Source organism: Providencia sp. PROV130, assembly GCF_028482225.1.
Classification (GTDB): domain Bacteria; phylum Pseudomonadota; class Gammaproteobacteria; order Enterobacterales; family Enterobacteriaceae; genus Providencia; species Providencia rettgeri.
Genome location: NZ_JAMPQC010000001.1, coordinates 86,358 through 110,744, shown reverse-complemented (window position 1 = coordinate 110,744; position 24,387 = coordinate 86,358). Strand labels below are relative to the sequence as shown.

The window sequence follows — 24,387 nt, the reverse complement described above, 5'->3', positions numbered from 1 at the left end:
TCACTTCTTCATAATAAATCATAAAAATAACCTATTGATTTAATTTAGAATAAATAATCCTACAGAGGATATAACAATAAAACCTCAAAACAGATTAGCAATATAGTTAAAAACCGCATCTGATATGCAATTTATAATATTTTCCACAATTACGATTTTTAGCTAGCACTATTTCTCGGTTGTATCTCTTGATGAACTTGTTATCATTCCCTGTTATTGATGTGGTTTTAAAGGGAAAAAACAGTGTCTGAAAATTCTATTTTTATGCAACTCACACAATTACTTGATAAAAATAATGCCAAATATCGTGTGATGGAACATTCCACTGCGGGGAAATCAGAAGAAGTGGCAAAAATACGTGGCACGCAACTTGGGCAAGGGGCAAAAGGATTAGTATGCCATGTCAAAGGAAATGGTATCCGCCAACACGTACTGGCAATTTTACCTGCCGATAAACAAGCTGATTTGAGTAAAATTGCCACAGCAATTGGCGGGACTCGTGCATCTTTAGCAAGCCCCAAAGAAGTCGATGAGCTCACTCAATGCGTATTTGGGGCTATTCCCCCCTTTAGCTTTCATCCCAATTTAAAATTAATTGCTGACCCGCTACTTTTTGAACGTTTTGAGGAACTCGCCTTTAATGCTGGTACATTAGAACGCTCTATTATTTTAAATACAGAAGATTATCAAAGAATAGCAGCGCCTAGTTTAGTTGAATTTATTCGCACAGAAGAAAATTAGTTATATGTAAAAAGGGAGATTCCACAGAATCCCCCTTAACCTTAATAAGAAAAGCTAGCTAATCAATCGCTGGTCATATTTCTGGCTGGCATTTTTTAATGCCACAAAATCGGAACCACAAATAAACCGCTTTAATGCGGTAAATTTTTCCTCCGGCCAATCATAGATTTTCAATGCTAATAGTTCAGTAATGACGTCGTGTGAAAAGCGATAGTTAATCGGCTTTGCAGGGTTCCCCCCAACAATAGAATAAGGCTCGACATCTTTAACGACCACACTATTGGCCGCGATGACCGCCCCCTCACCAATTTTAACTCCGGGCATGATAAAGGCACGCATGCCAATCCATGCCCCATCACCAATCAAGGTATCACCTTTACCTATATATGCCTCTTCAATATATTCAAGAAAAGGATATAAGCAAAACCAATCCATTCGGTGAGTATGGTTCCCTCCCATTAATATCACAGCTTCGCTACCAATACAGACATAATCACCGATATAAAGTTGGTCAACATCCCATGCTAGCTGCCAGTCTCGGCTTTGTTCATCACCTTGTAGATAACGCACAACTGACTGCTCAAACCCGTTATCCCAACAGTCGCTGTAATAACTATGCCTACCTTTGATATGGATATTGGGGTTTTGTACGACCTCATGAAGTAGTTCGTATTTTGACCAATGCTTTTGATTCATGGTACTAAACCTTTTAATTCGTTTATATTTACCATAGAACGCATTCTATGGTGATGCATTCGCGTTCAAAATACATCACCTTTAGCCACTCGAGGTTGTTTTAGTAATGGATTCAACATGTTATTCATCCTAACAAACCTGTTATTATTTAAATTACTTGTGCAAATAATATCATAGAAAATAATTTCCATATAATTAATTATCAATTAATAAAAAATGAACAAAAGAAATAGTATTTAAGACTAACTTTCAAATAAAAAATCACACAATTAATATATTTTATTATAAATTAAATAAAAATAATTTCAGCATACTGTTAAATAGAAGAAAGATACAAAATGATAGAAAAAAACCCAATAATTCAAAACATTATTAAGCAACCCACTTATAACTCATTAGCTTCTCCTTATTCAACAAGCTTAGCCAATAACATTTATGAAATATTTCACGCATTAAATAATGAAAATAATGAAAATAATGAAAATAATGAACTAATAGTGGAAGTAATTCTCCATGAGGATAAAACAAGCAATCCATTTATTCACTTAGATAGAAATGACGAAAAAAGCAGTAGTGGAATAAAACCGGATAAGGCTATTTACTTTAATAAAAATAAGTTTATTAACCCTTTAACACATAAAGAAATCAGTGACACGAGTGGTGAATTAAAGGGAAGCGTTTATTTCGCTCAAAACTCAATCATTCCTGCTGTGAATCGAATTGAAGGAGATATACAACCTAAATTGATATCTGGTCGAAAAACGTTAGTTATGTTTAAACCTCAATCATCAATTCAACAAAATGAAAATATTAGATTAACAATTTATGATAAAAATAATAAATTGATAACTAGTGAAAACTTACGCCCTCCCACCAAATTACCTAAGATTGCAAACAACAGCACCACAGAGACAAATTTATTGCCTCACCATTTCAAATCAACTAAAAGGTTTGATATTTCCATTGAAAATGAAAATTACTTAAATGATATAACTTTAAACCAAAAAGCTTTACATGATTTAATTTTAAAAAATAAGATAATACACTTAACTTTCAATCATAAATATATGAAGAAAACATTCATACTAAATAATGATGTGAGATACAAAGGAAAAACTATAATTTTAGAAAATACTCATAAAAAAGATATTAATATTAGCTATGGAAATGAAACGGTAACATTGCCAAAGAATCGCACTATTCAGTTCATTTGTGACAACAATGGACGTTGGCTCACTGAAGAGAATATCAATCTAATCGAATATTGGAAATCACCTGATATTTCAGCATTTAATTTACCTCCATTCTTTGATATCGAAATTGAAAATCTTCCAGATATCGATGTTAGTGAATCAGATGCCAGTTTTATGAATGATATTTTAAATAAATATTCAACAGTAAAAATAACCAAGGTTGATAATGATACTGTTGATAGTTTAATGTTAAAAAGTAATATTAGCCATGTACATAAAAAAATCCTATTTACCTCAACATCCGATGAGCCGACTCTTATTCATACTAAATATAAATGTATTGAATTAAAAAAAGGAGACTTATATTTATTCAAGTGTAATACTAATGGGGACTGGGAAAATATACCTATAACCAGAGATATCCCACCGCTAGACTATTCACAACCAGAAAGTTATGATTTAACTTTAGATAATAATAAGTCAATTAATGAGTCATCTAAAAACAAAAAACACTTATTGGAATTATTAAAAAACAATGAATCAATAAAAATAGCCACAAGTGACGGAAATTGGGCACGTAACTTTACACTTATGGCAGATAATGACCTTCATAATAAAAAAATCCTTTTCAGCTCTAGTGCCGATTATAATAGCTACATTCATTATGGAAAAAATAGCCTAAAAATGAAAACGGGTGAAAGTGTACTTTTTGTTTATGACTTTCATAAAAAATGGATCCCTATTTATCTTAATAATGATTCTTCTATCGCAAAAAATGAAGATTCAACGAGTAATTTAGAATACATTGAAGATACATGGTCAGTGAAAATTTCTGAAGAGTATATTCACCCAGGTATAAAGCTAGAGTTTGTTTTGAAAGACCAAAAAGGAACACTATCAGATATTGATATTGGTGCCCCAAATGAATTACTGGTCAATACATTGGATATTGGTTTACTTACTCCTCCTAGGGATGCATTTCTTTTTCAAGAAAAGCCCGAACTTAATCGGCAATATTACCAAACTATCCCCGTCAAAAATTTCATTGTTTCTCGCTATGAGCCAATCCACCTTACAAAAGTGGTGATGCCTGATGGGCAAGTTTTCACTGATAAAGCAACGGGTGAAGGTGGTGGCCATAGTGGTAATATGAGGGAGTCGATAACCAAACGTTTCTATGCCGATGGCATTAATCTAGCGAATTATGGTGTGAACAGTTCAGCTTCTGATGCTGAGTCATTTAATCCTACGAGCCAAATAACCGCCTATAATTCTGTTGGGGTATATGAGAATGGGAGGGTCATTCATGGCTGGTCAGGCGGTGGTGGGAAAGCAACGTTAAATAGAACAGATAGTAATGAGCTTAGTCATGAGTTTGGCCATAACTTTGGTCTAAGTGATTACTATGGAGGCAAAGAAGGAGGAACGCATGCAACTGCTGATAAAAAAAATGCAACATGGCTACTGGATTCTGATAATAACTATTTTATCCCAAATACCTATCAAGATGGTTCATTAAACCATGACGCAATGAGTGGTGGGGAAGCTTACAATCCCAAATACAATGCCTATACCGCATACACACCCAACTCCCTTGTTGCTATCCAAAAGAAATTGGAAAGTAAATATACTTTTTGCCCAAAATCATCGACGGGATATAAAAAATGGGATCCAAATATTAAAAAAAGCGTTGATGCTAAATTAGATCTTTCCAATTTCAGTCTCATTAAGTTTTCCCCAAAAAATGGTTCTGATATTACAACTGATGGTATAAATGAACTGTTGAAAAAAAGTAACTTAGTCTATCTTTACCAAGGAAATGGCTATTATGCGCCGAATATTAATCTCCCTGTGGCATCCGAACATAATAAAAATAGTACTATTAAAATAAAGTCATATGCACAATACAACAGTAAAGTACATGTCAATAATAAGGTGGAGACAATCACGAAAAATGATTTATTTTGCTATCGTTCAGATGGAGTTAATTGGAAACGAATTTCGGAACCAGAGTCTGCTATCCATAAAAAAGCCACAAAGCAAGGTGTAGAGGTTGTCACTTTAATGGGCTTCTATGATCCTGAAGGAACCATTGATAGTTATATTTATCCCCCTTTATTTGGTTCTTATGGCATGGTTTATCAAAACGATCAGCGAGTTAATACTGACTCCTCTTACCTAGAGGTGATTTTTAATGATGGGAACAAAAAACAATATCAGCTTAATAACTTCCGAGCCAACAAAGATATGATGAATAAATTCCATATTAATATTGAACACGATTTAATCCCAATTGAGACTAAACTGTATATTCGTAATAAAATGGTTCACTCAAGACCGATTGAAATTAAAGAGAATCGGTTTCTCACTACGATTAATGGCACTATTGTTGAATAAATAACCCAATCTTGTCACGGGTTATATCCTGCAACCCGTGACATCTTGATGTATCAATAAAAATAGTTGTTTAACATGCCTTAGGCATTTAATGACTAGCAACCGATAAACTCGTTTTTCTTGCTATTACCCCAAACAGACAACCAACTAACATCACTATTGCTAAGGATAATTTTGGGGCAATGGGCAAACCGATTGCACAAAGCCCAAGAGTTGCCCCTCCAGCCATTTGTACAAAACCCACTAAGGCAGATGCGGTACCTGCTTCATTACCAAAGGGTTCTAAAGCATAACTGGTTGCCGTTCCCATCATAAAGGCCAGTCCTGTACAAGCACAGGCAACAGGTAACATATAGACTAACCAATGGCTTTGTATTTCTATCGGCAATACGACAAAACCTAGCAATAATCCTAAGCAACCCACTGCCATCATTAAACTACCTATTAATAAACAGGTTGGTCGCCCTATTTTATGAATAAAGCTATTAGCAATATAACTGGCAAACATGATCCAAAAACCATTAATACCGAATACAATAGAAAACGCTAGCGGAGATAACTGCGCATCCCCCATCAGTACAGTTGGTGCAAGTGACACATAAGTTAATGCCATACCCATCGTGCCTGCGTTCACTAAGGCAAAAATAATAAATTGATAATTTCCTAAAATTCGCCAATAGGTTTTCAGCGGAATAATCTTTGCTTTAGGTAAATTAACTGGGCGTGTTTCCGGTAAAAAAGCAACAATTAGCACTAATATGACCAATGCATACAAAGCAAGAAACCAGAACGGTGCCCGCCACCCCCATGCCTCTGCCAGTAAACCTCCAAGTAGTGGAGCTAACGCTGGAACAATATTTAATGTCCCATTTAAAAAACCAAAAGCGCGAGCTGCCTCCGTACCATTCATCCGGTCACGTACACAACTAAATGCCACTACCGAAGTACAACAAACCGCAACACCTTGCAATAAACGTGATGCAATAAATACAGTGGATGTTGTTGCTACAATAGCAACACCTGCACCGATGATATATAACAGCATACCCGCTATCGCGACAGGTTTTCGTCCATATCTATCGACTAATGGACCCGAAATCAATTGCCCTAGTCCCAGAACAAGAATGAACAATGCTATCGTTGACTGGATCACCGACTCACTGCTACCTAAATCCTTCGCAATATCAGGTATTGTTGGTAAATATAAATCAATCCCTAATGGACCAAGTAATACTAATAAAAGTAATAAGATAAGAAAATTACGCATAAACCATGCCTAGACTCGATAAAATGTAATTTAGAAAATACTCGTTGTTATAAATTAAACATTTTACGGTGCTTAAAAGTCAAAAAAGGCGCTAAACTTAGCGCCTTTCATGTCATCAACAGTCAATGATGACGGATTATTCCATCCACTCAGTATGGAAAACACCGTCTTTATCAGTACGCTTATAAGTGTGAGCACCGAAGTAGTCGCGCTGCGCTTGGATTAAGTTTGCAGGCAATACGGCTGAACGGTAGCTATCATAATAAGAAATAGCGGCTGAGAATGTTGGTGTCGGGATGCCATTTTGTACACCATAGCACACCACATCACGCAGTGCTTGCTGGTATTCGTCAGCAATTTGTTTAAAGTATGGCGCTAACAGCAAGTTGGCAATTTTTGCATCTTGGTTATACGCATCGGTGATTTTTTGCAGGAACTGCGCACGAATAATACAGCCTGCACGGAAGATTTTTGCGATTTCACCGTAGTTTAAATCCCAATTATATTCTTCTGATGCCGCTTTGAGCTGTTGGAAGCCTTGTGCATAAGACACAATTTTACCTAAATACAGTGCACGGCGAACTTTTTCAATGAACTCTTTTTTATCACCTTCAACCGCTTTGAGGGTTGGACCTGTTAATACTTTAGACGCCGCAACACGCTGATCTTTTAAGAAAGAAATATAACGTGCAAATACAGACTCAGTAATTAACGTCAGAGGGATACCTAAATCCAGCGCACTCTGGCTAGTCCATTTACCGGTACCTTTATTAGCCGCTTCATCAAGAATCACGTCAACCAAATATTTACCATCTTCATCTTTTTTCTTGAAGATATCTGCTGTGATTTCAATTAAATAGCTACTCAGTTCACCTTTGTTCCATTCAGCAAAGATGCCTGCTAATTCTTCGTTGCTCAGGTTCAATGAACCTTTTAATAATGAATAGGCTTCTGCGATTAATTGCATATCACCGTATTCAATACCGTTGTGAACCATTTTAACATAGTGGCCCGCACCATCCGCACCAATATAGGTCACACAAGGTTCGCCTTCTGCTTGTGCTGCAATTTCTTTTAAAATTGGAGCAACCAGTTCGTAAGCTTCTTTTTGACCACCAGGCATAATTGAAGGACCTTTTAATGCGCCTTCTTCGCCACCTGAAACACCAGTACCGATGAAATTAAAACCTTGCTCAGATAATTCACGATTACGACGGATAGTATCAGTAAATAAAGTATTACCACCGTCAATTAAGATATCTCCTTTGTCCAGATGAGGAGTCAGCGAGGCAATTGTTTTGTCCGTTGCTTCACCCGCTTTTACCATCAACAAGATGCGGCGAGGTTTTTCCAGAGAGTCAACAAACTCTTCAATTGTATAGTTGGGAACTAGCTTTTTCCCTGGATTTTCGGCAATCACTTCGTCTGTTTTATCTTTAGAACGATTAAAGATAGACACTGAGTAACCACGGCTTTCAATGTTAAGCGCAAGGTTACGCCCCATGACTGCCATTCCGACAACACCAATCTGCTGCTTTGACATGAACAACTCCTGTCTGATTAGGACCAAGTCAGCCTCGACCGTGCTGACATTCTGTTAACGGGATCACATATTAACCTAGGATTGTGTTGCATGGTAGTTATTGATGCAATCGATGACGTATACAAGGCCATTTTTGTCAAGAATTGCCCAACTAACGTTATTTTTTATTGATATTTCGTTCAACAAACCGCATTATTCACTCGTCGGTATAAGCCGTCATATCAGAAGGTAAAACAAACTGTATGGAATGGATCGCAGATCCTTCGATTTGGGCGGGCCTCGCTACCCTTATCGTTCTAGAAATCGTTCTTGGTATTGATAACCTCGTCTTCATCGCCATTCTGGCCGATAAGCTCCCGCCAAAGCTGCGTGATAGAGCCCGTGTAACTGGACTTTTATTAGCCCTGATTATGCGTGTTGTGCTTCTATTTAGCCTGTCATGGCTCATTACCCTCACGAAACCGATATTAACGCTCTTTGATCACGCCTTTAGCGCTCGTGACCTAATTATGTTGGTGGGTGGTTTATTCCTCTTGTTTAAAGCCACAATGGAGCTAAACGAGCGGTTGGAGGGGAAAGACGAACACACCAATACCCAAAGAAAGACATCGAATTTCTGGGCTGTTGTTGCACAAATTATTGTTCTTGATGCCGTATTCTCACTGGACTCCGTGATCACCGCTGTTGGTATGGTTGACCATATCGGCGTAATGATTGCAGCTGTGACCATTGCAATGGCATTAATGATTTGGGCAAGTAAACCGTTAACGAGCTTTGTTAACCAGCACCCAACCATTGTCATACTGTGTTTGAGCTTCTTATTGATGATTGGTTTCAGCTTAGTTGCCGAAGGGTTTGGCTATGCCATACCGAAAGGTTACTTATACGCTGCAATTGGCTTCTCTATCATGATTGAAGTCCTCAACCAATTTGCCCAATTCAATCGCCGTAAGTTCCTTAAAGGCTCACGCCCACTACGTGAACGTACAGCTGAAGCGGTATTACGCATTCTTAGCGGTAATAACGAACGTGGAGAATTAGACCCACATACTTCTAATCTTATCGCTGATAATCAATCCGTTTTTGATCCACAAGAACGTTTGATGATTGCTCGAGTGCTCGGTATGGCGCAACGTAATGTCGAAAGCATTATGACATCACGCCATGATGTGGATTACCTCGACATTAATAAATCATCTTCAGATTTACTGCAATTAATGGAGAAAAACCCACACTCACGTTTAGTGGTCATTGATGAAACTATCAGTGATGAACCCGTTGGCGTGGTACATGTAATGGATTTGGTTAAACAGCAATTAAAAGGCCAGCCATTAAACTTACGTGCATTGATTACCCAGCCATTGATATTCCCTGAAGGGTTATCGCTGCTAAAAGCGTTAGAGCAATTCCGTAAAGCGCATACCCACTTTGCCTTTGTTGTGGATGAATTTGGTTCTATCGAAGGTATCGTGACATTGACCGACGTAATGGAAACAATAGCAGGTAACTTGCCGGTTGGTGATGAAGAAAACGACTCACGCCACGATATTCAAAAACTGGATGATGGCACTTGGATTGCCAACGGTTTTATGCCACTTGAAGACTTGATCATGTTTATCCCTATGGAATTAGACGATAAACGTGAATATGAAACGATTGCGGGTCTTTTAATGGAGCACCTGCAACGTGTTCCTGAAGTCGGTGAACAAGTGACAATTAACGGTTGTATATTCCAACCTCTTGAGGTTAACAGCCACCGAGTCAATAAAGTGTTAATCACTCCACCAGCCCCTGAGGGGGATGGCTATGAGTTTGAAGATGACTAATTAGCACGTGCTTTTTGACTAAATACCAGCCTATATGGCTGGTATTTTTTTGCCTAAAACCTATAGATATCAACCTTTAGACGATTAAGCGCAAAATAGTGGCGTTTTTTAAAAGAAAAATACATTCAAAGCTTGAATAATTCAGCGTATTAAATACAACTAATTTAAACGAAGGTCACATTGTGAAAATAAAAACTAGCCAATCAAATAGCAGTACGATCCAAGTGCCTAGTACAAGTACAAAAAAAAAATCAGAAAATATAGCAGTTACAGCAATAAGCATTAATAATAACGTTAAATGTTGCCCTGTACTGATTAAAGAGAACAGTAATAATTTAATCACTAATCAAAGTGATAAATTACAAAAAACACCAGAAAAAACAAATAATTTCAATAAAATAAGTAAATTGAGCACCCAAATCACCAAATTAATTACAACTATACATGATATTAACACTGAGCAATTTAATCCGAATGACTCTTCATTTTTTCAAAATTTATCGAATAAAATGATTCAACTAAATAATGATCTTTCTGATTACAAAAATAAAATAAGTTCATAAAAAGAGAAAACACCCATTTAAGGGCGCTTCAGACTGCTGACAAACCTATTATGTTTGGCAGCAAATCTAATAGATTTTGAAAATAAATTAGGAAAATCAATAAATTGATTTTCGGCTGATAACACAAAGCGGGAAAAACCACGCTTTTATCCCGCTTTGTCAACAACCTCAAACGCCCATTTAAGGGCGTTTTGTTATCTTAAAGGGCATTCAATAAATCATTGAGTCCTTTATTTTCTTCTTTCTTCAAGAAGTTACCAAGCGCTTCTTTAGCTTGTGTACGTAACTCATTACGCAGTAATTTTTCAACATCTAATTGGTATTTCAAATTATGCCAATTACCATAAATTCGCAGTGGAATGGTCATAGCTTGCAATTGTTGAACCAAACGTGAATCCCCACCCCAGCCATTCGCAATATTAACCCCTAAATTGACATCAATGGTTTCATTAGGGATATTCATACGGCCTTGCCCACTGATGTTAACTAAGGATGACATCGCATTCATAGAGGAAATGTTCAACGTACCTTTATTTAATTTACCTGCCACAGTGAAGGAATCAACCTCAGTGAAATTTCCCGAATTGACGGGTGCATTAATCTTATTGGTTACTCTGGAAACGGATTGCTGAATTAATAGCGGAATATTCAGCCCCTGTAATTTTGCGTTTCTTAGTTCAAAATTAACCGGCCCTTGCCATTGGTTTTTCACTGCATTATCATCATAACCCACACCCGATAACGCCGCATTTAACGAAATTATTCCACTTAATTTTTGTGGCATATTGAAGGCTTTTAATAGCGGAGTTAAGTCGATATTTTTTAAATCTGGTTTTGCTGAAACATAAGCAGGCGTTGAGCTGTAATTAAAAGTCACAGGTAATGAAAAATCACCACCAAATGCCTTACCTTGTAGTTTTGAAACAGTCAAACGAGGAGTTTGGTTTTGTGCCTCAAAAACCACATCACTAACCGTCATTCCGCGATAAATTAACTGCTTAATGGCTAAATTGATATCGGCGGAAAATGCCTGCAAGCCTGACAAATCATACTGTTGAGGATTAGCCCCAGAAATAACCGGTTTAACACCGACACGGTTATTATTTGTCTCTGATTCTACACTGGTACTGGCCGATGCTATCCCTAATAGATTATCTAAATCTAATTTCTCGGCGACTAAATTAACCCTAATTTTTGGAGTATCCGTTAATTGGATACTGCCATTCCCTGATAGGGCACTTTCATTAGCCGTTATTGCCAAATTATTTAAACTAGCACTTTCCACTTTGCCTTTGGTGTATAGAAAATCACTCGTTATTTGCCCTTCAATTCCACTTTCAGGTAAATCAACACCACTCAACTTATAATCAAACTGAGTTAATTTTCCACTAATCTTTTGATTAAAATCTGATAAATCGATATCTGCACGTAGATTAAATACAAACTCTTGTTGGTTTTTATTTAGATTTCCACTGAATTTAACTACGACCTGTTTTTTATCACTTTTCTTCAGTGATAAATCAATGTTACGCAGGTTAAATTCATCTTTAGCTGTTTGCCAAATAACTAAACTATTAGAAATATTAATTTTTTCTATATCTAATAACCAGTCACTTTTCTCTTGTGAAGTGGTTGATGTTGGTACACCACCAGGCGCAACAGGGGTGTTACGGTGAGCTTGAATTTCGCTATCAGGTGTTTTGCGAATAACAGCACCATCGATAACAATTTGCTCAACAGAAAGCTTATGGGAAATGAGAGGCCATAATTCAACATCTAAGCGCATATTATCTGCACTTAGGATGGGTTTAGCGGCATTCGGTGCAGTAAGGGAAACAGGCCCAGTAATAATGCTTAAGGTTGGCCACACATGCCAACGCATATCACCGTTGAATTCAAGTTGATAACCACTTTTTTTCTCTACTTGTTCAACAATATAATGACGGAAATCATTCGGGTTCACTAACATTACAAGTGTTGTTAACCCTGCAACAATCACCACAAGTAAAATAATCAGTGTCGTCAAAAAACGTTTCATCCTTCCCTCTCTTAAATTCCGCTTGCGCTCGCCACAAAAATGAACTCACACCTATCCCTGAAAATGGGCGGAAATTACCGGTTTAATCTCCATTAAACACAACAACTTCCGCAAAGTTCACCGGTTATCAGTCTTCACTGATACGGCTACCAACAGCACCTTGTTGGTTTTTATATTTAGCATCTTGTCGGCTATTATAAGGGCGATCAGCACGACCAGATAATGGCTCAAAGCTTAATGCGCCAATCACCATGCCAGGACGCAATGCTAATGGTAATTTACCTGAATTATAAAATTCTAGCACGATTTGCCCATGCCAACCTGGGTCAATTCGATGTGCGGTTACGTGCACCATCAAACCTAATCTCGCTAATGAAGAGCGCCCGTCCAACCAACCTACAAGGTTATCAGGGAGCGTAACAGACTCAAGCGTCACTGCAAGTGCTAATTCTCCTGGGTGCAGGAAAAATGGCTCATCCTCATCAAGAACAATTTCATCGCTCATGACGCGATCTAATGCGGCATTAACCTCATCTTTAGGGCCACTAAGGTCAATAAATGCAGCCGTGTGTCCTCGAAAAACGCGGAATTGATTTCCCAAACGAACATCTGCAGTTGCACCATTGATTCGTTCAACTGGTGGGCGTGGGCTAATAACTAATTTACCATCATCCATCCATTGAATAATATCGCGGTCACAAAGACGCATGGTTGTTTCCCCCTTCATTATTTTAATTTCTGCGCGGTTTAATCTTGACAGAATTCGCCAATTTTTGCTTTCAAGATATCAATCGCTACACGGTTTTTCCCACCGCGAGGAACAATGATATCGGCATATTGCTTTGATGGCTCAATAAATTGCAAAAACATTGGGCGAACCGTTTTATTATATTGGTCAATAACGGAATCAAGCGTTCTGCCCCTTTCATTTACATCACGTTTAATACGGCGCATCAAGCAAATATCAAGTGGTGTATCAACAAAAATAGAAAAATCCATTTCACCACGTAAGCGTTTATCTGTTAATAACAAAATACCTTCAATGATAATGACTTTTTTAGGTTTGAACGTGATGGTTTTTTGTTTACGTGTATGAGCGACATAGTCGTATTGCGGGATTTCTACTGCTTGGCCACTTTTCAGTGATTTGAGATGTTCATAAAGCAAGCTGTGGTCCATCGAGTTAGGATGGTCATAATTTACTTTAAGGCGTTCTTCCATTGGGACATCGGCTTGGTCTTTATAATAACAATCTTCTGGAATAACACCGATATTATGATCACCGACCTGTTCTCTTAATTCACGGTATAACGTGCTTGCAATTAAGCTTTTGCCAGATGCAGAGGCTCCCGATATACCTACAATGGTACAGTGATGCGCTATGTCAGTCATAAAATGATAACCTGGTTAAATATTTAGAAATGAGATACACAACAGAAAAATGTTATGTTGGCGGAATTATAGGGGGTAATGGCGTGTTGTTCCAGCATACCTCAACAAAGTTCGCTAAAAAAACACCCATTGGATAGGAAATGCCGTAAATCGGAGCGTACAAAATGTCATTTATACACTAAAATTGTTTTTTTCCTTCTAATACCGCAATGCGATTTTCAATCGAAGGGTGAGTAGAAAATACAGAATCGCCTTTATTAAAAATATAAGCGGCCTTGCGGTAAGCTTGCCCTGTGGTACTGTTATCATATTCATGGGTTTCATGATTACCGGAGATTTTTTTCAACGCACTTATCATGGCTTGGTTATCTGAAGTCAAATCCACTGCCGCTGCATCAGCCATATATTCACGGGTACGAGATAAATAAAAATAGAGTATTTGGGTTATCCACGGTAAAACAAAATTTAGAACCAATAGGATCATTTGCGCTTTATTAGCAGCATTATTGCGGCTGCGCCCTGCTGTTCGGATAAAAATCTGACTAAATAAATTCGTTACCGTTAAAATCACGTTTGCCAAAATCCCCACATACAGGGTTAATTTTGAATCACCATGAATAATGTGCCCAACTTCATGAGCGAGAACGGCTTGAACTTCTTGCCGATTAAGCGTTTGCAACAAACCTCTGGTTACCCCCACAAGCGCATTACGCTTATTCCACCCTGCTGCGAAAGCATTCGGCTCATCCGTTTCTAAAATATATAAACGGGGAATATAACCTAAACTAGCACTTAAACTTAATTCTTCAATAATATTAAAAAGTTGTTTTTCTTGGGGGCTACTCGCATTTTCTTGGGTTATTTCTCTGGCATTCATCCCAGCTAACATCATTTTATGGCCTCTAAAATGAATATAAATCAACCCAAGAAAGGTTAAGCCTAAAACAATAAAAGTGGCGATAGGTAATTCATGAAGTGTCACAAACATCATCGCATTATCGACTAAGTCCAATTGCTCATTTGGATGTGTTGCAATATCTGCCAATAAGCCAATAATTAGCATTAAAAAAATATAGCTCATCACCACCAAACGCGTGCGAAGATTATTTTTACGAATGACGTTTCTAAAATCCATAATGTGACCTGCTATCTACCACTCATATAATATCGGAACACCATAAGGCATTCCGATGATTGATAACTTCAAAGGTAAGAGATTTTTAATCAAAATTAATGCGACGTGATTCCTCAGTCTTAATAGTTTCTTCATCAAGACGCCAATATTCCTTTGAAATTTTTAAGCTAGGAATAATGCCAACAATTAGTGCCGCGGGCATAGACGCAATATACGCATTATACGTTTCTAATGAGCGGTTATAACCACGTTTAGCAAATGACAGTTTATTTTCTGAAGAAACGATTTCTTCTTGTAAATTTGCCATAATTGCATCGGATTTTAGCTCAGGATAAGCTTCAACTGCGACATTAATCGCCCCACTGGTCACCATTTTTGATAATGCATCTTCGGCTTCGCGGGCTTTATCTCCTGTCGTATTTTGTGCTTGTGTCCGTAGTTCTGTAATTTTGCTGAACACCTCGGTTTCATGGCTTAAATATTTTTTAACTGTTGCCAATAAGCTATCAAATACTTTTCCACGACGGTCTAATTGAACTGAAATTTCTGTTTCACTCGAAATAACAGCTTCTCGCAACGCAACGATACGGTTATAAAAATAAATAACGATCAGCACCACGACAACAATAAAAATTAAAAATTTCATAGTCACCTTTTCGGATTACCCGTAGAAAGAAAACTGATTAAATAACAGATGCGGCTATTCTACGCGAACATGACTCAATAAAGAAATATTCCGAGAACAATTCAGAAAAATAGAAGGTATAGAAGGTTAAAGTAGGCGTGTTTAGTAAAAAAAGGGTTCAACAATAAATAAGGCTATTTAGAGATAATACTAAATAGCCTTTTTGCTCTATAACCGATTAAACTGCACGGAAAGAAATTTCTGTTGGGATTTTATCCCCTTCCCAATACATCAAGGCTGAAATTCCTGAAGCAATTTCACGGTAGATATCGGCAAATTCACCTTCTGGATCACGCATAACAGTAGGCTGGCCACGATCAAGGTCTTCACGTAAAGAGATATGCAGAGGAACCTGTCCCAATAATTTAGTATGGTATTTTTCTGCTAATTTCTCAGCACCACCGGTACCAAAAATCGGTTCTACATGCCCACAATTGCTGCAAATATGTGCACTCATGTTTTCAACAACACCCAGTACTGGGACATTAACTTTCTTAAACATCACAATGCCTTTCATGGCATCAACCAAGGCAATATCTTGTGGAGTCGTCACCACAACAGCACCGGTTACTGGAATATTTTGAGAAAGCGTCAGCTGGATGTCACCTGTTCCCGGTGGCATATCGATAACTAAGTAATCCAAATCCGGCCATAACGTGTCTTGTAGCATCTGCATCAATGCTTTGCTTGCCATTGGGCCACGCCAAACCATCGCGTTATCATCGGTCACTAAGTAACCTATTGAGTTTGTTGCCAAGCCATACGCCATGATTGGGGCCATATGCTGACCATCTGGGGAGGTTGGGCGCTCTAATGTTGTGCCTAACATATTTGGAATTGATGGGCCGTAAATATCCGCATCAAGGATCCCCACTTTCGCTCCTTCTTGTGCCAGCGCAAGCGCTAAGTTCACAGAAGTACTGGATTTACCAACACCACCTTTACCCGAACTGACGGCTAAGATATTACGAACACCATTAATACCCGGCAAATCATTTGCACGTTTTAATGTCGTGATGTCATGACGCAGTTTCCATTCAACAGCATGAGCGCCTGTTTGTTGCTTCAATTCAGCGGTCTTTTCGCTAATTAAAGTTTGAAACGGCCCTTTCCAAACGAATGGCATAACTAATTCGACATGCAGCACGTTGTCCAACATTGCGCAATGATGTAACGCTTTGATAGAAATCAAATTACGTTGCAGTGTTGGGTGTGTAAATGAAGCCAAAACTTTGGAGACTTGTTCAGTCAGCAGTTCTGGTTTGCTCTGCTCGGGGGATTTATCGTTCATCCCGGCTCCTTTATTTATATTTTTGAACTAGGTACATCCTGAATAATAAGCTACATAAAATTAAACAGATATACTTTGACTGAGATTAATCATAACAGAGAACACAAAAAATAGTGATTACCCCGCACAGTAAAAACCACAAAGAGGTAAAAATTTCTTTTTCGAACAAATTGCCAATTAATATTTTATACCCCTAGCAGCGATGGTTTTGATCGGTTAACATCAAAGACCCTTTTCAAATAATGGAAGTAAGAAAGTTACTATGTCTCAAGTCGCGAATAAATTACTGGTAACCTGTGCGTTACCCTATGCTAACGGTTCAATCCATCTTGGTCATATCCTGGAACACATTCAGGCTGATATTTGGGTCCGTTATCAGCGAATGCGCGGCAAAGAGGTTCACTTTATCTGTGCCGATGACGCGCACGGAACTCCAATCATGCTTAAAGCTCAACAGCTGGGCGTAACGCCAGAAGAGATGATTGCGGCAGTGAACCAAGAGCATCAGAACGATTTTGCTGGTTTCGCCATTAGTTATGACAACTATCACTCCACACACAGTGAAGAAAACAAGGTTTTATCAGAGCTAATTTACGGGAAACTGAAAAATAACGGTTTTATTAAAAACCGCACTATCTCACAGCTTTTCGACCCAGAAAAAGGCATGTTCTTACCGGATCGCTTCGTTAAAGGCACTTGTCCAAAATGTAAAGCCGAAGACCAATACGGTGATAACTGCGAAGTGTGTAGCGCAACCTACAGCCCAACAGAGCTGATTAACCCACGTTCAGTGATTTCAGGTGCGACACCTGTCATGCGTGATTCAGAACACTTTTTCTTTGATCTTCCTGCCTTTAGCGACATGCTTCAAGCATGGACTCGCTCAGGTGCACTGCAAGAACAAGTCGCCAATAAAATGCAGGAGTGGTTCGAATCTGGCTTACAACAATGGGATATCACCCGTGATGCGCCTTATTTCGGTTTTGAAATTCCGAATGCGCCGGGTAAATATTTCTATGTCTGGTTAGATGCCCCTATCGGTTATATGGGCTCCTTTAAAAATCTGTGTGATAAACGCGGTGACCTTGATTTTGACGAGTTTTGGAATAAAGATTCGAAAACCGATCTTTACCATTTCATTGGTAAAGATATCGTCTATTTCCACAGCCTGTTCTGGCCTGCCATGTTAGAAGGTAGCCAGTATCGTAAACCAACAAATCTGTTTGTTCATGGTTATGTCACGGTTAATGGGGCAAAAATGTCGAAGTCGCGCGGTACATTTATTACTGCCCGCTCTTACTTAGATCACCTAGATGCCGACTGCTTACGTTATTATTATGCTGCCAAATTGTCTTCTCGTATCGATGATATCGATTTTAACTTAGAAGATTTCGTACAGCGTGTGAATAGCGATATCGTCAATAAAGTGGTTAACTTGGCATCTCGTAATGCAGGCTTTATTGCTAAACGTTTTGACGGTAAATTGTCGGCAAATCTCGCTGAGCCTGAGCTATATCAACAATTTATTGATGCAGCTAAAGTTATCGGTGAAGATTATAATAACCGTGAATATAACAAAGCGATCCGTGAAATCATGGCATTAGCCGATATCGCAAACCGCTATGTTGATGAAAAAGCCCCTTGGGTTGTGGCAAAACAAGAAGGTAAAGATCAAGAGCTGCAAGATATTTGCTCGATGGGCATCAATTTGTTCCGCGTTCTGATGACTTACCTGAAACCTGTTTTACCAGGGCTCACTAAGCGTGCTGAAGCTTTCTTAAATAGTGAATTATCATGGGATGCGATTAACACCCCATTATTGAACCACAGCGTCGCACCATTTAAGGCATTGTTTAACCGCATTGAAATGGCAAAAGTGGATGCAATGGTTGAAGCCTCAAAAGAGAGCATCAAACCCGTTCAGCAACTTACGGGGCCGCTAGCCGATGACCCAATTCAAGAAACCATCACCTTTGATGATTTTGCGAAAATTGACCTGCGAATTGCATTAATCAAGCAAGCTGATTTTGTTGAAGGCTCAGACAAGCTACTAAAATTACAATTGGATATCGGCGGTGAAACTCGCCAAGTATTTTCAGGCATTCGCTCCGCTTACCCAGATCCAAAAGCCTTAGAAGGCCGTTTAACCGTGATGGTTGCCAACCTCGCACCTCGTAAAATGCGTTTTGGTGTTTCTGAAGGCATGGTAATGGCTGCTGGCCCTGGCGGTAAAGATATCTTCTTGCTCAGCCCAGACAGTGGTGCGCAACCCGGTATGCAAGTTAAATAACCCATACTTGCTCTAGTCTGTTATTCATCAAAAGTGGGAAGCTAAATACTTCCCACTTTTTTATTGGCTTTTTATTGTGATCGGTAGCACAATAATAAAGTTAATTGTATGATGAATAGATATTACATTACAGGACCAGTCTCATGTCATTTAAACAGGTACTGATAACGGGATGGCAATATTTGCGAGCTTTCGCAATACTCTACCTTTGCCTGATTATTGGAAACCTTATCTCAACACTACTTCCATTCTCCATCCCTGGCAGCATTGTCGGCATGTTAATTTTATTCATATTGCTTGCGTTACAAATTATCCCCGCGAAGTGGGCACAACCCGGTTGCAGCATTTTGTTGAAAAATATGACCATCCTGTTTGTTCCTATTGGTGTTGGCATAATGAATTACTATGAATTAATCAGCCAACAAATGGTTCCCATCATCGTTTCCTGTGTGGTTAGTACCTTAATCGTTATGGTCGTTGTCGCCATCAGTTCTAACTATATTCATAAGGAACGCCCTGTCGTTGGTGCTCAACCTGATGACGTTCCTTTACCCCCCGAAGAGCCAATTTCTTCGGTCATTAATAATGATAAAACTAAGGGGAATGAATAATGTTAGAACATATTTGGTGGTCATTGCCGCTGACCATTGTGGTGTTTTATTTGGCTCGTAAGCTGTCGACCACATTTAAGTTACCGATTTTAAACCCACTATTAATTACTATTGCGGTATTGATTGCGTTATTGGTCGTGACAAATACTTCTTATGAGCACTATTTTGCAGGTAGCAAAATACTCAATGATTTACTACAACCTGCAGTCGTCGCGCTAGCTTTTCCACTTTACGAACAAATGCACCAAATTCGGGCCCAGTGGAAATCTTTATTAAGCATTTGTTTTGCAGGTAGTTTAGTGGCCATGTTTAGCGGTGCCGCCATCGCACTATGGTTAGGGGCAACCCCTGATATCGCGGGTTCTATTTTGCCTAAATCGGTCACTACCCCTATCGCGATGGCTGTTGCTGATTCGGTTGGTGGGATCCCTGCGATTAGTGCCGCCTGCGTGTTGTTTGTTGGGATCTTAGGCGCCATGTTTGGCCATAGCTTATTTGATGTGCTGCGTGTACGAACCCACGCCTCAAGAGGACTCGCGATGGGAACCGCTTCCCACGCCCTAGGCACTGCCCGCTGTGCCGAAGTGAATTACATTGAAGGTGCTTACAGTTCCCTTGCATTGATGACCTGTGGGGTTATCACCTCACTTATTGCCCCATTTATCTTTCCTGTTATTTTACATCTTTTTAGCTAAGCTTAATTCACTAAGCCAATATCCAAGCAAATGAGTAAGAGGAATCCATTAGCCTCTTACTCACTAACACACAGAGAAAACATGAGATACATCTCTCAATTAAAGAATTTGTTTCATATGTTTCATTTAAAATGGTGATTTAAATCACATATTGTTAGGCGCATTATTGAATAGAATAAAAACAATTAATTAGGGAGGTAACACATGCATTCACGATTTAAGGCCGCTTGGGCCGAACTTCCAGAAAAGTTACAGTCGGTACTTAGACCAATCATTGATAATTCTGATTTCCGAGGTATGTTAACAGCGGAACAAGTCAAACAGATTAAAGCTGAAGCAGGTGTAAACGACGCTGAGCTAGCCTTTGCGTTATTGCCTTTCGCTGCGGCTTATGCAATTACTCCAATCTCCCATTTTCACGTTGGTGCAATCGCTTGCGGTGCTAGCGGTAATTTATATTTCGGCGCCAATATGGAGTTTAGCCATGTTTCAATGGGGCAAGTGATCCATGCAGAACAATGTGCAGTGACACACTCTTGGATGAAAGGTGAAACGCAGATTACCTCAATTACCGTGAATTACACACCTTGTGGGCACTGCCGCCAATTTATGAATGAATTGCGTGAAGGCGGTAAAATTATGGTGAATTTACCAGGCCGCACACCCGCAATACTACACCACTATTTACCCGACTCATTTGGGCCGTCTGACCTCAATATTACTACTTTACTACTCGACCCTGTTGACCATGGCTATAAAAACCAAAGCCGTGACCGGTTATTAAGTGCAGCAATTGAGGCTGCAAACCAATCCCATGCACCTTATAGCCGATCCCATTCAGGAATTGCGTTACAATTAAAAGATGGCTCACTGTTTACCGGACGCTACGCAGAAAATGCCGCATTCAACCCAAGTTTACCACCACTGCAAGCCGCTTTAATTATGATTAACCTTGCAGGTAAAGATATTCACGCCATCGACCAAGCTAAGTTTGTTGAAAAACAAGATGCGATTATCAAACATTGGTGTGTGACCGAAAATACATTACAGGCACTAGGTTGCCAAAATATTGAATTAGCTTATTTGGATTAATTTGATATTGATTTAAAAGTAACGGTTATTGCTACTAATATGAATAGTCAGCAATAACCGTTTCATGTTATGACAAACCATCATAAATAATTATTTTTATTATTAGCAATTTTATAATACTAATTAAAATTAAGAGAAGCCCCTGACGAATACCCCCTATAACTAAATTCAGGTACACTTGGTATTGAAGGTATTGAGTATCTATCATTAAATGAATTCATTGAGTTATTCATTGATGACATATTGTCTCTTAGCTGACCAACCATGTTCTCGAAATGACGATTATTTTCTATTGTATCCTTAGGAAAGTCTTTAAATCCTGGCGTTCCCGGAAGAACAACGCTTGGGCGTTCTAAATAATGATTTGTTGGTGTTTCATTTTTATCAACTGTTAATCTATCAAACAGATTTGTTGTACGAGGTGCTAATTGTCTATTCGGTTCGACTTTCGGATAAGTGCTTTCCAATATCGATTTCTCTACCCTATTATGTGGATGCTTAATTGGTGGTGTTGATGGCGCTCCTTGATTGATAGGCTGGGTTTTGGTTTGCGATATTTTGCTCTCAACCCCATAAATATCTAAATCGCTTTTAGGGATAACTTTTTTTAATTCATTCACGTAGGCTGCTATATCTTCCTTGAGTGTTATTCCACTTTCTACAAAATAATCACCAAAAACAGCCCCCACTTCTTTTATATTATCAATTGTTAATAATATCTCCCCCCAATTAACATAATATTTTATCGATTCTATCTTTGGGTTTTTAATTATTTCGAGAAACATTTCGTCACTTAAGAAAATAGAAAACTGAAATTCAGCCTGATCATTACCTGCAGATTTTAACATTTCAAGATGAATTTCTTTATGTCTGCTTTCTGGTAAAATCTGGTAAGGGATTGTTAATGTCCATCCATACCTTGATATACCATTACGTTCAAAAGCATTATAATGAATACGTTGTGTTTCTTGTGATGTTAAATCTCCCTTTATAACCCCATCACTATCACTTCGTGATATAAATGTTAAAATAGTTTCTTCTGCCAAATCCAATTTTAATTTATCCAAAATAATTTTACTTTCATTTATTCCATTTTTTTCCAACTCTGTATCTATAAAATTACTTGCAACCTTTCCAGATAAAGATTGTTCTTTAATCAATCCATTTGCAATAACAGCGTATTTGGAACCTTCACTTTCCAAATAATCATAAATAACTTCAGACTTTTGTATCTTTTTAAACTCCTCATATATTCTAATAGCATCATCTTTTTTCGTAACAAACTCATCAGTATAATTACCAACTGACCTTTTTCTCCTTCTATTTTTAATATCTTTTTCCAACACCTCTAATTTGATTTTATTTTTCAAATCAATCTTATCAGAGTAAAATAATTCATTTTCTTGATAGTTTATTAAATCATACACATTCCCTATTTTAATATCCATTTCATCTTTGTATTTAACATACTTCATATGAACAGTATATATTAAATCACAAAGATATTTATCTTTTAATATTATATCTTTCTGCTCTTCAATTAACTCACACCCCCTTTCATACATAAATAGATTATAGTTATTTTTCAAGTACCACGCTATAGGAGTGCCTTTTTTATTAGTATATTTATCATAAATATCCAATAGGGAATTTATAGTTTTAAAATAATGAATCACTTGGCCTTTGAATGAATCACTATTATTTAATTTACTATCCCAATACTCCCCTCTTTCTTCAGTAGTAAAAAATAACATTGCTATATTAGTATCCCAATATCCCATAAACATATTATTTTTTTCTAAAACATGCATATAGTGCTTATAAATATCCTCACTAGATATATTTATAAACCCTCTTTTATCCATATTATTTTTAAACTTACTTTCTATTAACACCATGTACTCTTTAGCTAAATCCTGTTGAACCCTATATAATATTCCTCTTAAATACATGTATTTCAGTTCATCACTATAAACATCTAAACCATAATTAAAGTATAATCGACTTAAGAAACTATGCTCATTATAACTCCCAGGCGCCGTTAATGAATACCTATCCCCCTTGTCAGCAAGATATCTGTAAAACGCTTCCAAATATCCTTCATTTAAAATAGCCTTCAAATTTACAACATCATTATAATTAATTGAAAAACTAGCCATATCTTTACTCATAATATTCATCCTTAATAAAATCAATCACAAAAACCTTAGTTTCTTTCATTATATCTCTCCATTTTTTATGTTTATCAAAACTAAACCTAACCTCTGCTAGTATTCTCACTTCCAATATTGAAAAACTCATATTACAACTTAAATATTTATTTTCTAATGGTAGCCATAAGCATTCTAAGATAGCAATAACTTCATTTTCATTTTCGAACCAAAAAAAAGTTCTTTTCTTTTGAGTTCTTTCTCCACTATATAGTTTTTCAGATATATTATATTCATCAAAATAGTCAACATATTGAAGTTCGGAATCATCGTCATAAAATATTTGACTTCGCTTTCCTAAATATGATGCATTTAGATAATTCCTCATTTTTTGTGTTAATGAATAATCTTTCTCTCGAATTGGTCTCAATATAATTCTTATCGTTTTTTCATCTATTTCAAGGTGGATTTTTTTTTTGGAATCAACACTTGTCATATAAGGCCAATGCGTTATTAATGTTAACTCTCTAAAATTAGCATCGCATCCTTCTTTATTTTCAATAAACCTTGGGTCAAAATAGCTATACCCTTCATATTCAGCAAATGGAAAAACATACTCGCCAGGAACTTCTATAATATTCTTATTAAACTGCCCACAGACAAAACCGGGGCGGTTCTCGCCATTTACAATGCAGGAAAATAATAATAACGGTAGAATTAAACAAAAATATAATTTCATAATAATTGACACCTTAATACTTATATAACATTTAGTTTTCAAA

General features: G+C 37.6%; 19 protein-coding genes. 8 read left to right on the top strand and 11 right to left on the bottom strand.

Features of this window, described 5'->3' with window-relative positions; translation table 11 throughout:
* Positions 1-264: 264 nt before the first annotated feature.
* On the top strand, positions 265-741 hold the full coding sequence (locus PSF28_RS00490; RefSeq protein ID WP_109911324.1) for a YbaK/prolyl-tRNA synthetase associated domain-containing protein: 477 nt from the start codon (positions 265-267) through the stop codon (positions 739-741).
* A 54-nt stretch (positions 742-795) separates the two neighbouring features.
* On the opposite strand, the gene PSF28_RS00485 is transcribed toward PSF28_RS00490, so the two are convergent.
* Complete coding sequence (locus PSF28_RS00485) at positions 796-1,437, bottom strand: CatB-related O-acetyltransferase (protein WP_210838844.1); 642 nt, start codon at positions 1,435-1,437, stop codon at positions 796-798.
* A 338-nt stretch (positions 1,438-1,775) separates the two neighbouring features.
* On the opposite strand from PSF28_RS00485, the gene PSF28_RS00480 reads away from it, so the two are divergent.
* Positions 1,776-5,027, top strand: coding sequence for a M66 family metalloprotease (locus PSF28_RS00480; RefSeq protein WP_272684448.1), 3,252 nt, complete (start codon positions 1,776-1,778; stop codon positions 5,025-5,027).
* Positions 5,028-5,115: 88 nt separating this feature from the next.
* Here PSF28_RS00480 and PSF28_RS00475 read toward each other — a convergent pair whose 3' ends face one another.
* Positions 5,116-6,294 carry a multidrug effflux MFS transporter gene (locus tag PSF28_RS00475; protein ID WP_272684447.1) on the bottom strand — a complete coding sequence of 393 codons (1,179 nt, stop codon included), beginning with the start codon at positions 6,292-6,294 and terminating at the stop codon, positions 5,116-5,118.
* A 136-nt stretch (positions 6,295-6,430) separates the two neighbouring features.
* Positions 6,431-7,837, bottom strand: coding sequence for an NADP-dependent phosphogluconate dehydrogenase (gndA, locus tag PSF28_RS00470; protein WP_210838953.1), 1,407 nt, complete (start codon positions 7,835-7,837; stop codon positions 6,431-6,433).
* A 242-nt stretch (positions 7,838-8,079) separates the two neighbouring features.
* Between gndA and PSF28_RS00465 the strand changes: the two genes are divergently transcribed.
* Positions 8,080-9,663 carry a TerC family protein gene (locus tag PSF28_RS00465; protein WP_210838956.1) on the top strand — a complete coding sequence of 528 codons (1,584 nt, stop codon included), beginning with the start codon at positions 8,080-8,082 and terminating at the stop codon, positions 9,661-9,663.
* 182 nt (positions 9,664-9,845) lie between these two features.
* The gene (locus PSF28_RS00460) at positions 9,846-10,226 is read left to right on the top strand and encodes a hypothetical protein (RefSeq protein ID WP_210838958.1); all 381 of its coding nucleotides are present in this window, start codon (positions 9,846-9,848) and stop codon (positions 10,224-10,226) included.
* Positions 10,227-10,425: 199 nt separating this feature from the next.
* Here PSF28_RS00460 and asmA read toward each other — a convergent pair whose 3' ends face one another.
* From asmA to apbC, 6 genes are all read right to left on the bottom strand, one after another.
* On the bottom strand, positions 10,426-12,264 hold the full coding sequence (asmA, locus tag PSF28_RS00455; protein WP_210838960.1) for an outer membrane assembly protein AsmA: 1,839 nt from the start codon (positions 12,262-12,264) through the stop codon (positions 10,426-10,428).
* A gap of 127 nt (positions 12,265-12,391) precedes the next feature.
* A complete protein-coding gene (gene dcd / locus PSF28_RS00450; RefSeq protein WP_210838970.1) occupies positions 12,392-12,973 on the bottom strand; it encodes a dCTP deaminase in 582 nt (193 codons plus the stop codon).
* 38 nt (positions 12,974-13,011) lie between these two features.
* Positions 13,012-13,656 (bottom strand): uridine kinase, encoded by a 645-nt coding sequence (udk, locus tag PSF28_RS00445; protein ID WP_004256495.1) that lies wholly within the window; start codon positions 13,654-13,656, stop codon positions 13,012-13,014.
* A gap of 178 nt (positions 13,657-13,834) precedes the next feature.
* A complete protein-coding gene (htpX, locus tag PSF28_RS00440; RefSeq protein WP_210838962.1) occupies positions 13,835-14,791 on the bottom strand; it encodes a zinc metalloprotease HtpX in 957 nt (318 codons plus the stop codon).
* A gap of 85 nt (positions 14,792-14,876) precedes the next feature.
* Positions 14,877-15,437 carry a LemA family protein gene (locus PSF28_RS00435; protein WP_210838964.1) on the bottom strand — a complete coding sequence of 187 codons (561 nt, stop codon included), beginning with the start codon at positions 15,435-15,437 and terminating at the stop codon, positions 14,877-14,879.
* A gap of 217 nt (positions 15,438-15,654) precedes the next feature.
* Entirely contained in the window at positions 15,655-16,767 is a 1,113-nt protein-coding gene (apbC, locus tag PSF28_RS00430; protein WP_210838966.1) for an iron-sulfur cluster carrier protein ApbC, read from the bottom strand.
* A 262-nt stretch (positions 16,768-17,029) separates the two neighbouring features.
* Here apbC and metG point away from each other — a divergent pair, with 262 nt between their 5' ends.
* From metG to cdd, 4 genes are all read left to right on the top strand, one after another.
* A complete protein-coding gene (gene metG / locus PSF28_RS00425; RefSeq protein ID WP_272684446.1) occupies positions 17,030-19,057 on the top strand; it encodes a methionine--tRNA ligase in 2,028 nt (675 codons plus the stop codon).
* A 143-nt stretch (positions 19,058-19,200) separates the two neighbouring features.
* A complete protein-coding gene (locus tag PSF28_RS00420; protein WP_125893324.1) occupies positions 19,201-19,668 on the top strand; it encodes a CidA/LrgA family protein in 468 nt (155 codons plus the stop codon).
* The gene (locus PSF28_RS00415) at positions 19,668-20,363 is read left to right on the top strand and encodes a CidB/LrgB family autolysis modulator (RefSeq protein ID WP_102138398.1); all 696 of its coding nucleotides are present in this window, start codon (positions 19,668-19,670) and stop codon (positions 20,361-20,363) included. Before PSF28_RS00420 ends, PSF28_RS00415 begins: the two co-directional genes overlap by 1 nt.
* 204 nt (positions 20,364-20,567) lie before the next feature.
* Positions 20,568-21,455, top strand: coding sequence for a cytidine deaminase (gene cdd, locus PSF28_RS00410; protein ID WP_272684445.1), 888 nt, complete (start codon positions 20,568-20,570; stop codon positions 21,453-21,455).
* A 119-nt stretch (positions 21,456-21,574) separates the two neighbouring features.
* Here the strand turns inward: cdd and PSF28_RS00405 are convergent, their stop codons facing one another.
* Both PSF28_RS00405 and PSF28_RS00400 read right to left on the bottom strand, forming a co-directional pair.
* Positions 21,575-23,626 (bottom strand): hypothetical protein, encoded by a 2,052-nt coding sequence (locus PSF28_RS00405; protein WP_272684444.1) that lies wholly within the window; start codon positions 23,624-23,626, stop codon positions 21,575-21,577.
* Positions 23,619-24,344 (bottom strand): hypothetical protein, encoded by a 726-nt coding sequence (locus PSF28_RS00400; RefSeq protein ID WP_272684443.1) that lies wholly within the window; start codon positions 24,342-24,344, stop codon positions 23,619-23,621. The genes PSF28_RS00405 and PSF28_RS00400 overlap by 8 nt, the downstream gene beginning before the upstream one ends.
* Positions 24,345-24,387: the final 43 nt, after the last annotated feature.

Excerpts from the sequence above, each read along its gene's own strand:
- PSF28_RS00480 (WP_272684448.1), top strand. The coding sequence starts at position 1,776 with ATGATAGAAAAAAACCCAATAATTCAAAACATTATTAAGCAACCCACT.
- PSF28_RS00400 (WP_272684443.1), bottom strand. The coding sequence starts at position 24,344 with ATGAAATTATATTTTTGTTTAATTCTACCGTTATTATTATTTTCCTGC.
- PSF28_RS00465 (WP_210838956.1), top strand. The coding sequence starts at position 8,080 with ATGGAATGGATCGCAGATCCTTCGATTTGGGCGGGCCTCGCTACCCTT.
- PSF28_RS00420 (WP_125893324.1), top strand. The coding sequence starts at position 19,201 with ATGTCATTTAAACAGGTACTGATAACGGGATGGCAATATTTGCGAGCT.
- cdd (WP_272684445.1), top strand. The coding sequence starts at position 20,568 with ATGCATTCACGATTTAAGGCCGCTTGGGCCGAACTTCCAGAAAAGTTA.
- udk (WP_004256495.1), bottom strand. The coding sequence starts at position 13,656 with ATGACTGACATAGCGCATCACTGTACCATTGTAGGTATATCGGGAGCC.
- PSF28_RS00475 (WP_272684447.1), bottom strand. The coding sequence starts at position 6,294 with ATGCGTAATTTTCTTATCTTATTACTTTTATTAGTATTACTTGGTCCA.
- PSF28_RS00490 (WP_109911324.1), top strand. The coding sequence starts at position 265 with ATGCAACTCACACAATTACTTGATAAAAATAATGCCAAATATCGTGTG.
- htpX (WP_210838962.1), bottom strand. The coding sequence starts at position 14,791 with ATGGATTTTAGAAACGTCATTCGTAAAAATAATCTTCGCACGCGTTTG.
- PSF28_RS00405 (WP_272684444.1), bottom strand. The coding sequence starts at position 23,626 with ATGAGTAAAGATATGGCTAGTTTTTCAATTAATTATAATGATGTTGTA.
- apbC (WP_210838966.1), bottom strand. The coding sequence starts at position 16,767 with ATGAACGATAAATCCCCCGAGCAGAGCAAACCAGAACTGCTGACTGAA.
- asmA (WP_210838960.1), bottom strand. The coding sequence starts at position 12,264 with ATGAAACGTTTTTTGACGACACTGATTATTTTACTTGTGGTGATTGTT.
- PSF28_RS00435 (WP_210838964.1), bottom strand. The coding sequence starts at position 15,437 with ATGAAATTTTTAATTTTTATTGTTGTCGTGGTGCTGATCGTTATTTAT.
- metG (WP_272684446.1), top strand. The coding sequence starts at position 17,030 with ATGTCTCAAGTCGCGAATAAATTACTGGTAACCTGTGCGTTACCCTAT.
- gndA (WP_210838953.1), bottom strand. The coding sequence starts at position 7,837 with ATGTCAAAGCAGCAGATTGGTGTTGTCGGAATGGCAGTCATGGGGCGT.
- PSF28_RS00485 (WP_210838844.1), bottom strand. The coding sequence starts at position 1,437 with ATGAATCAAAAGCATTGGTCAAAATACGAACTACTTCATGAGGTCGTA.
- PSF28_RS00415 (WP_102138398.1), top strand. The coding sequence starts at position 19,668 with ATGTTAGAACATATTTGGTGGTCATTGCCGCTGACCATTGTGGTGTTT.
- dcd (WP_210838970.1), bottom strand. The coding sequence starts at position 12,973 with ATGCGTCTTTGTGACCGCGATATTATTCAATGGATGGATGATGGTAAA.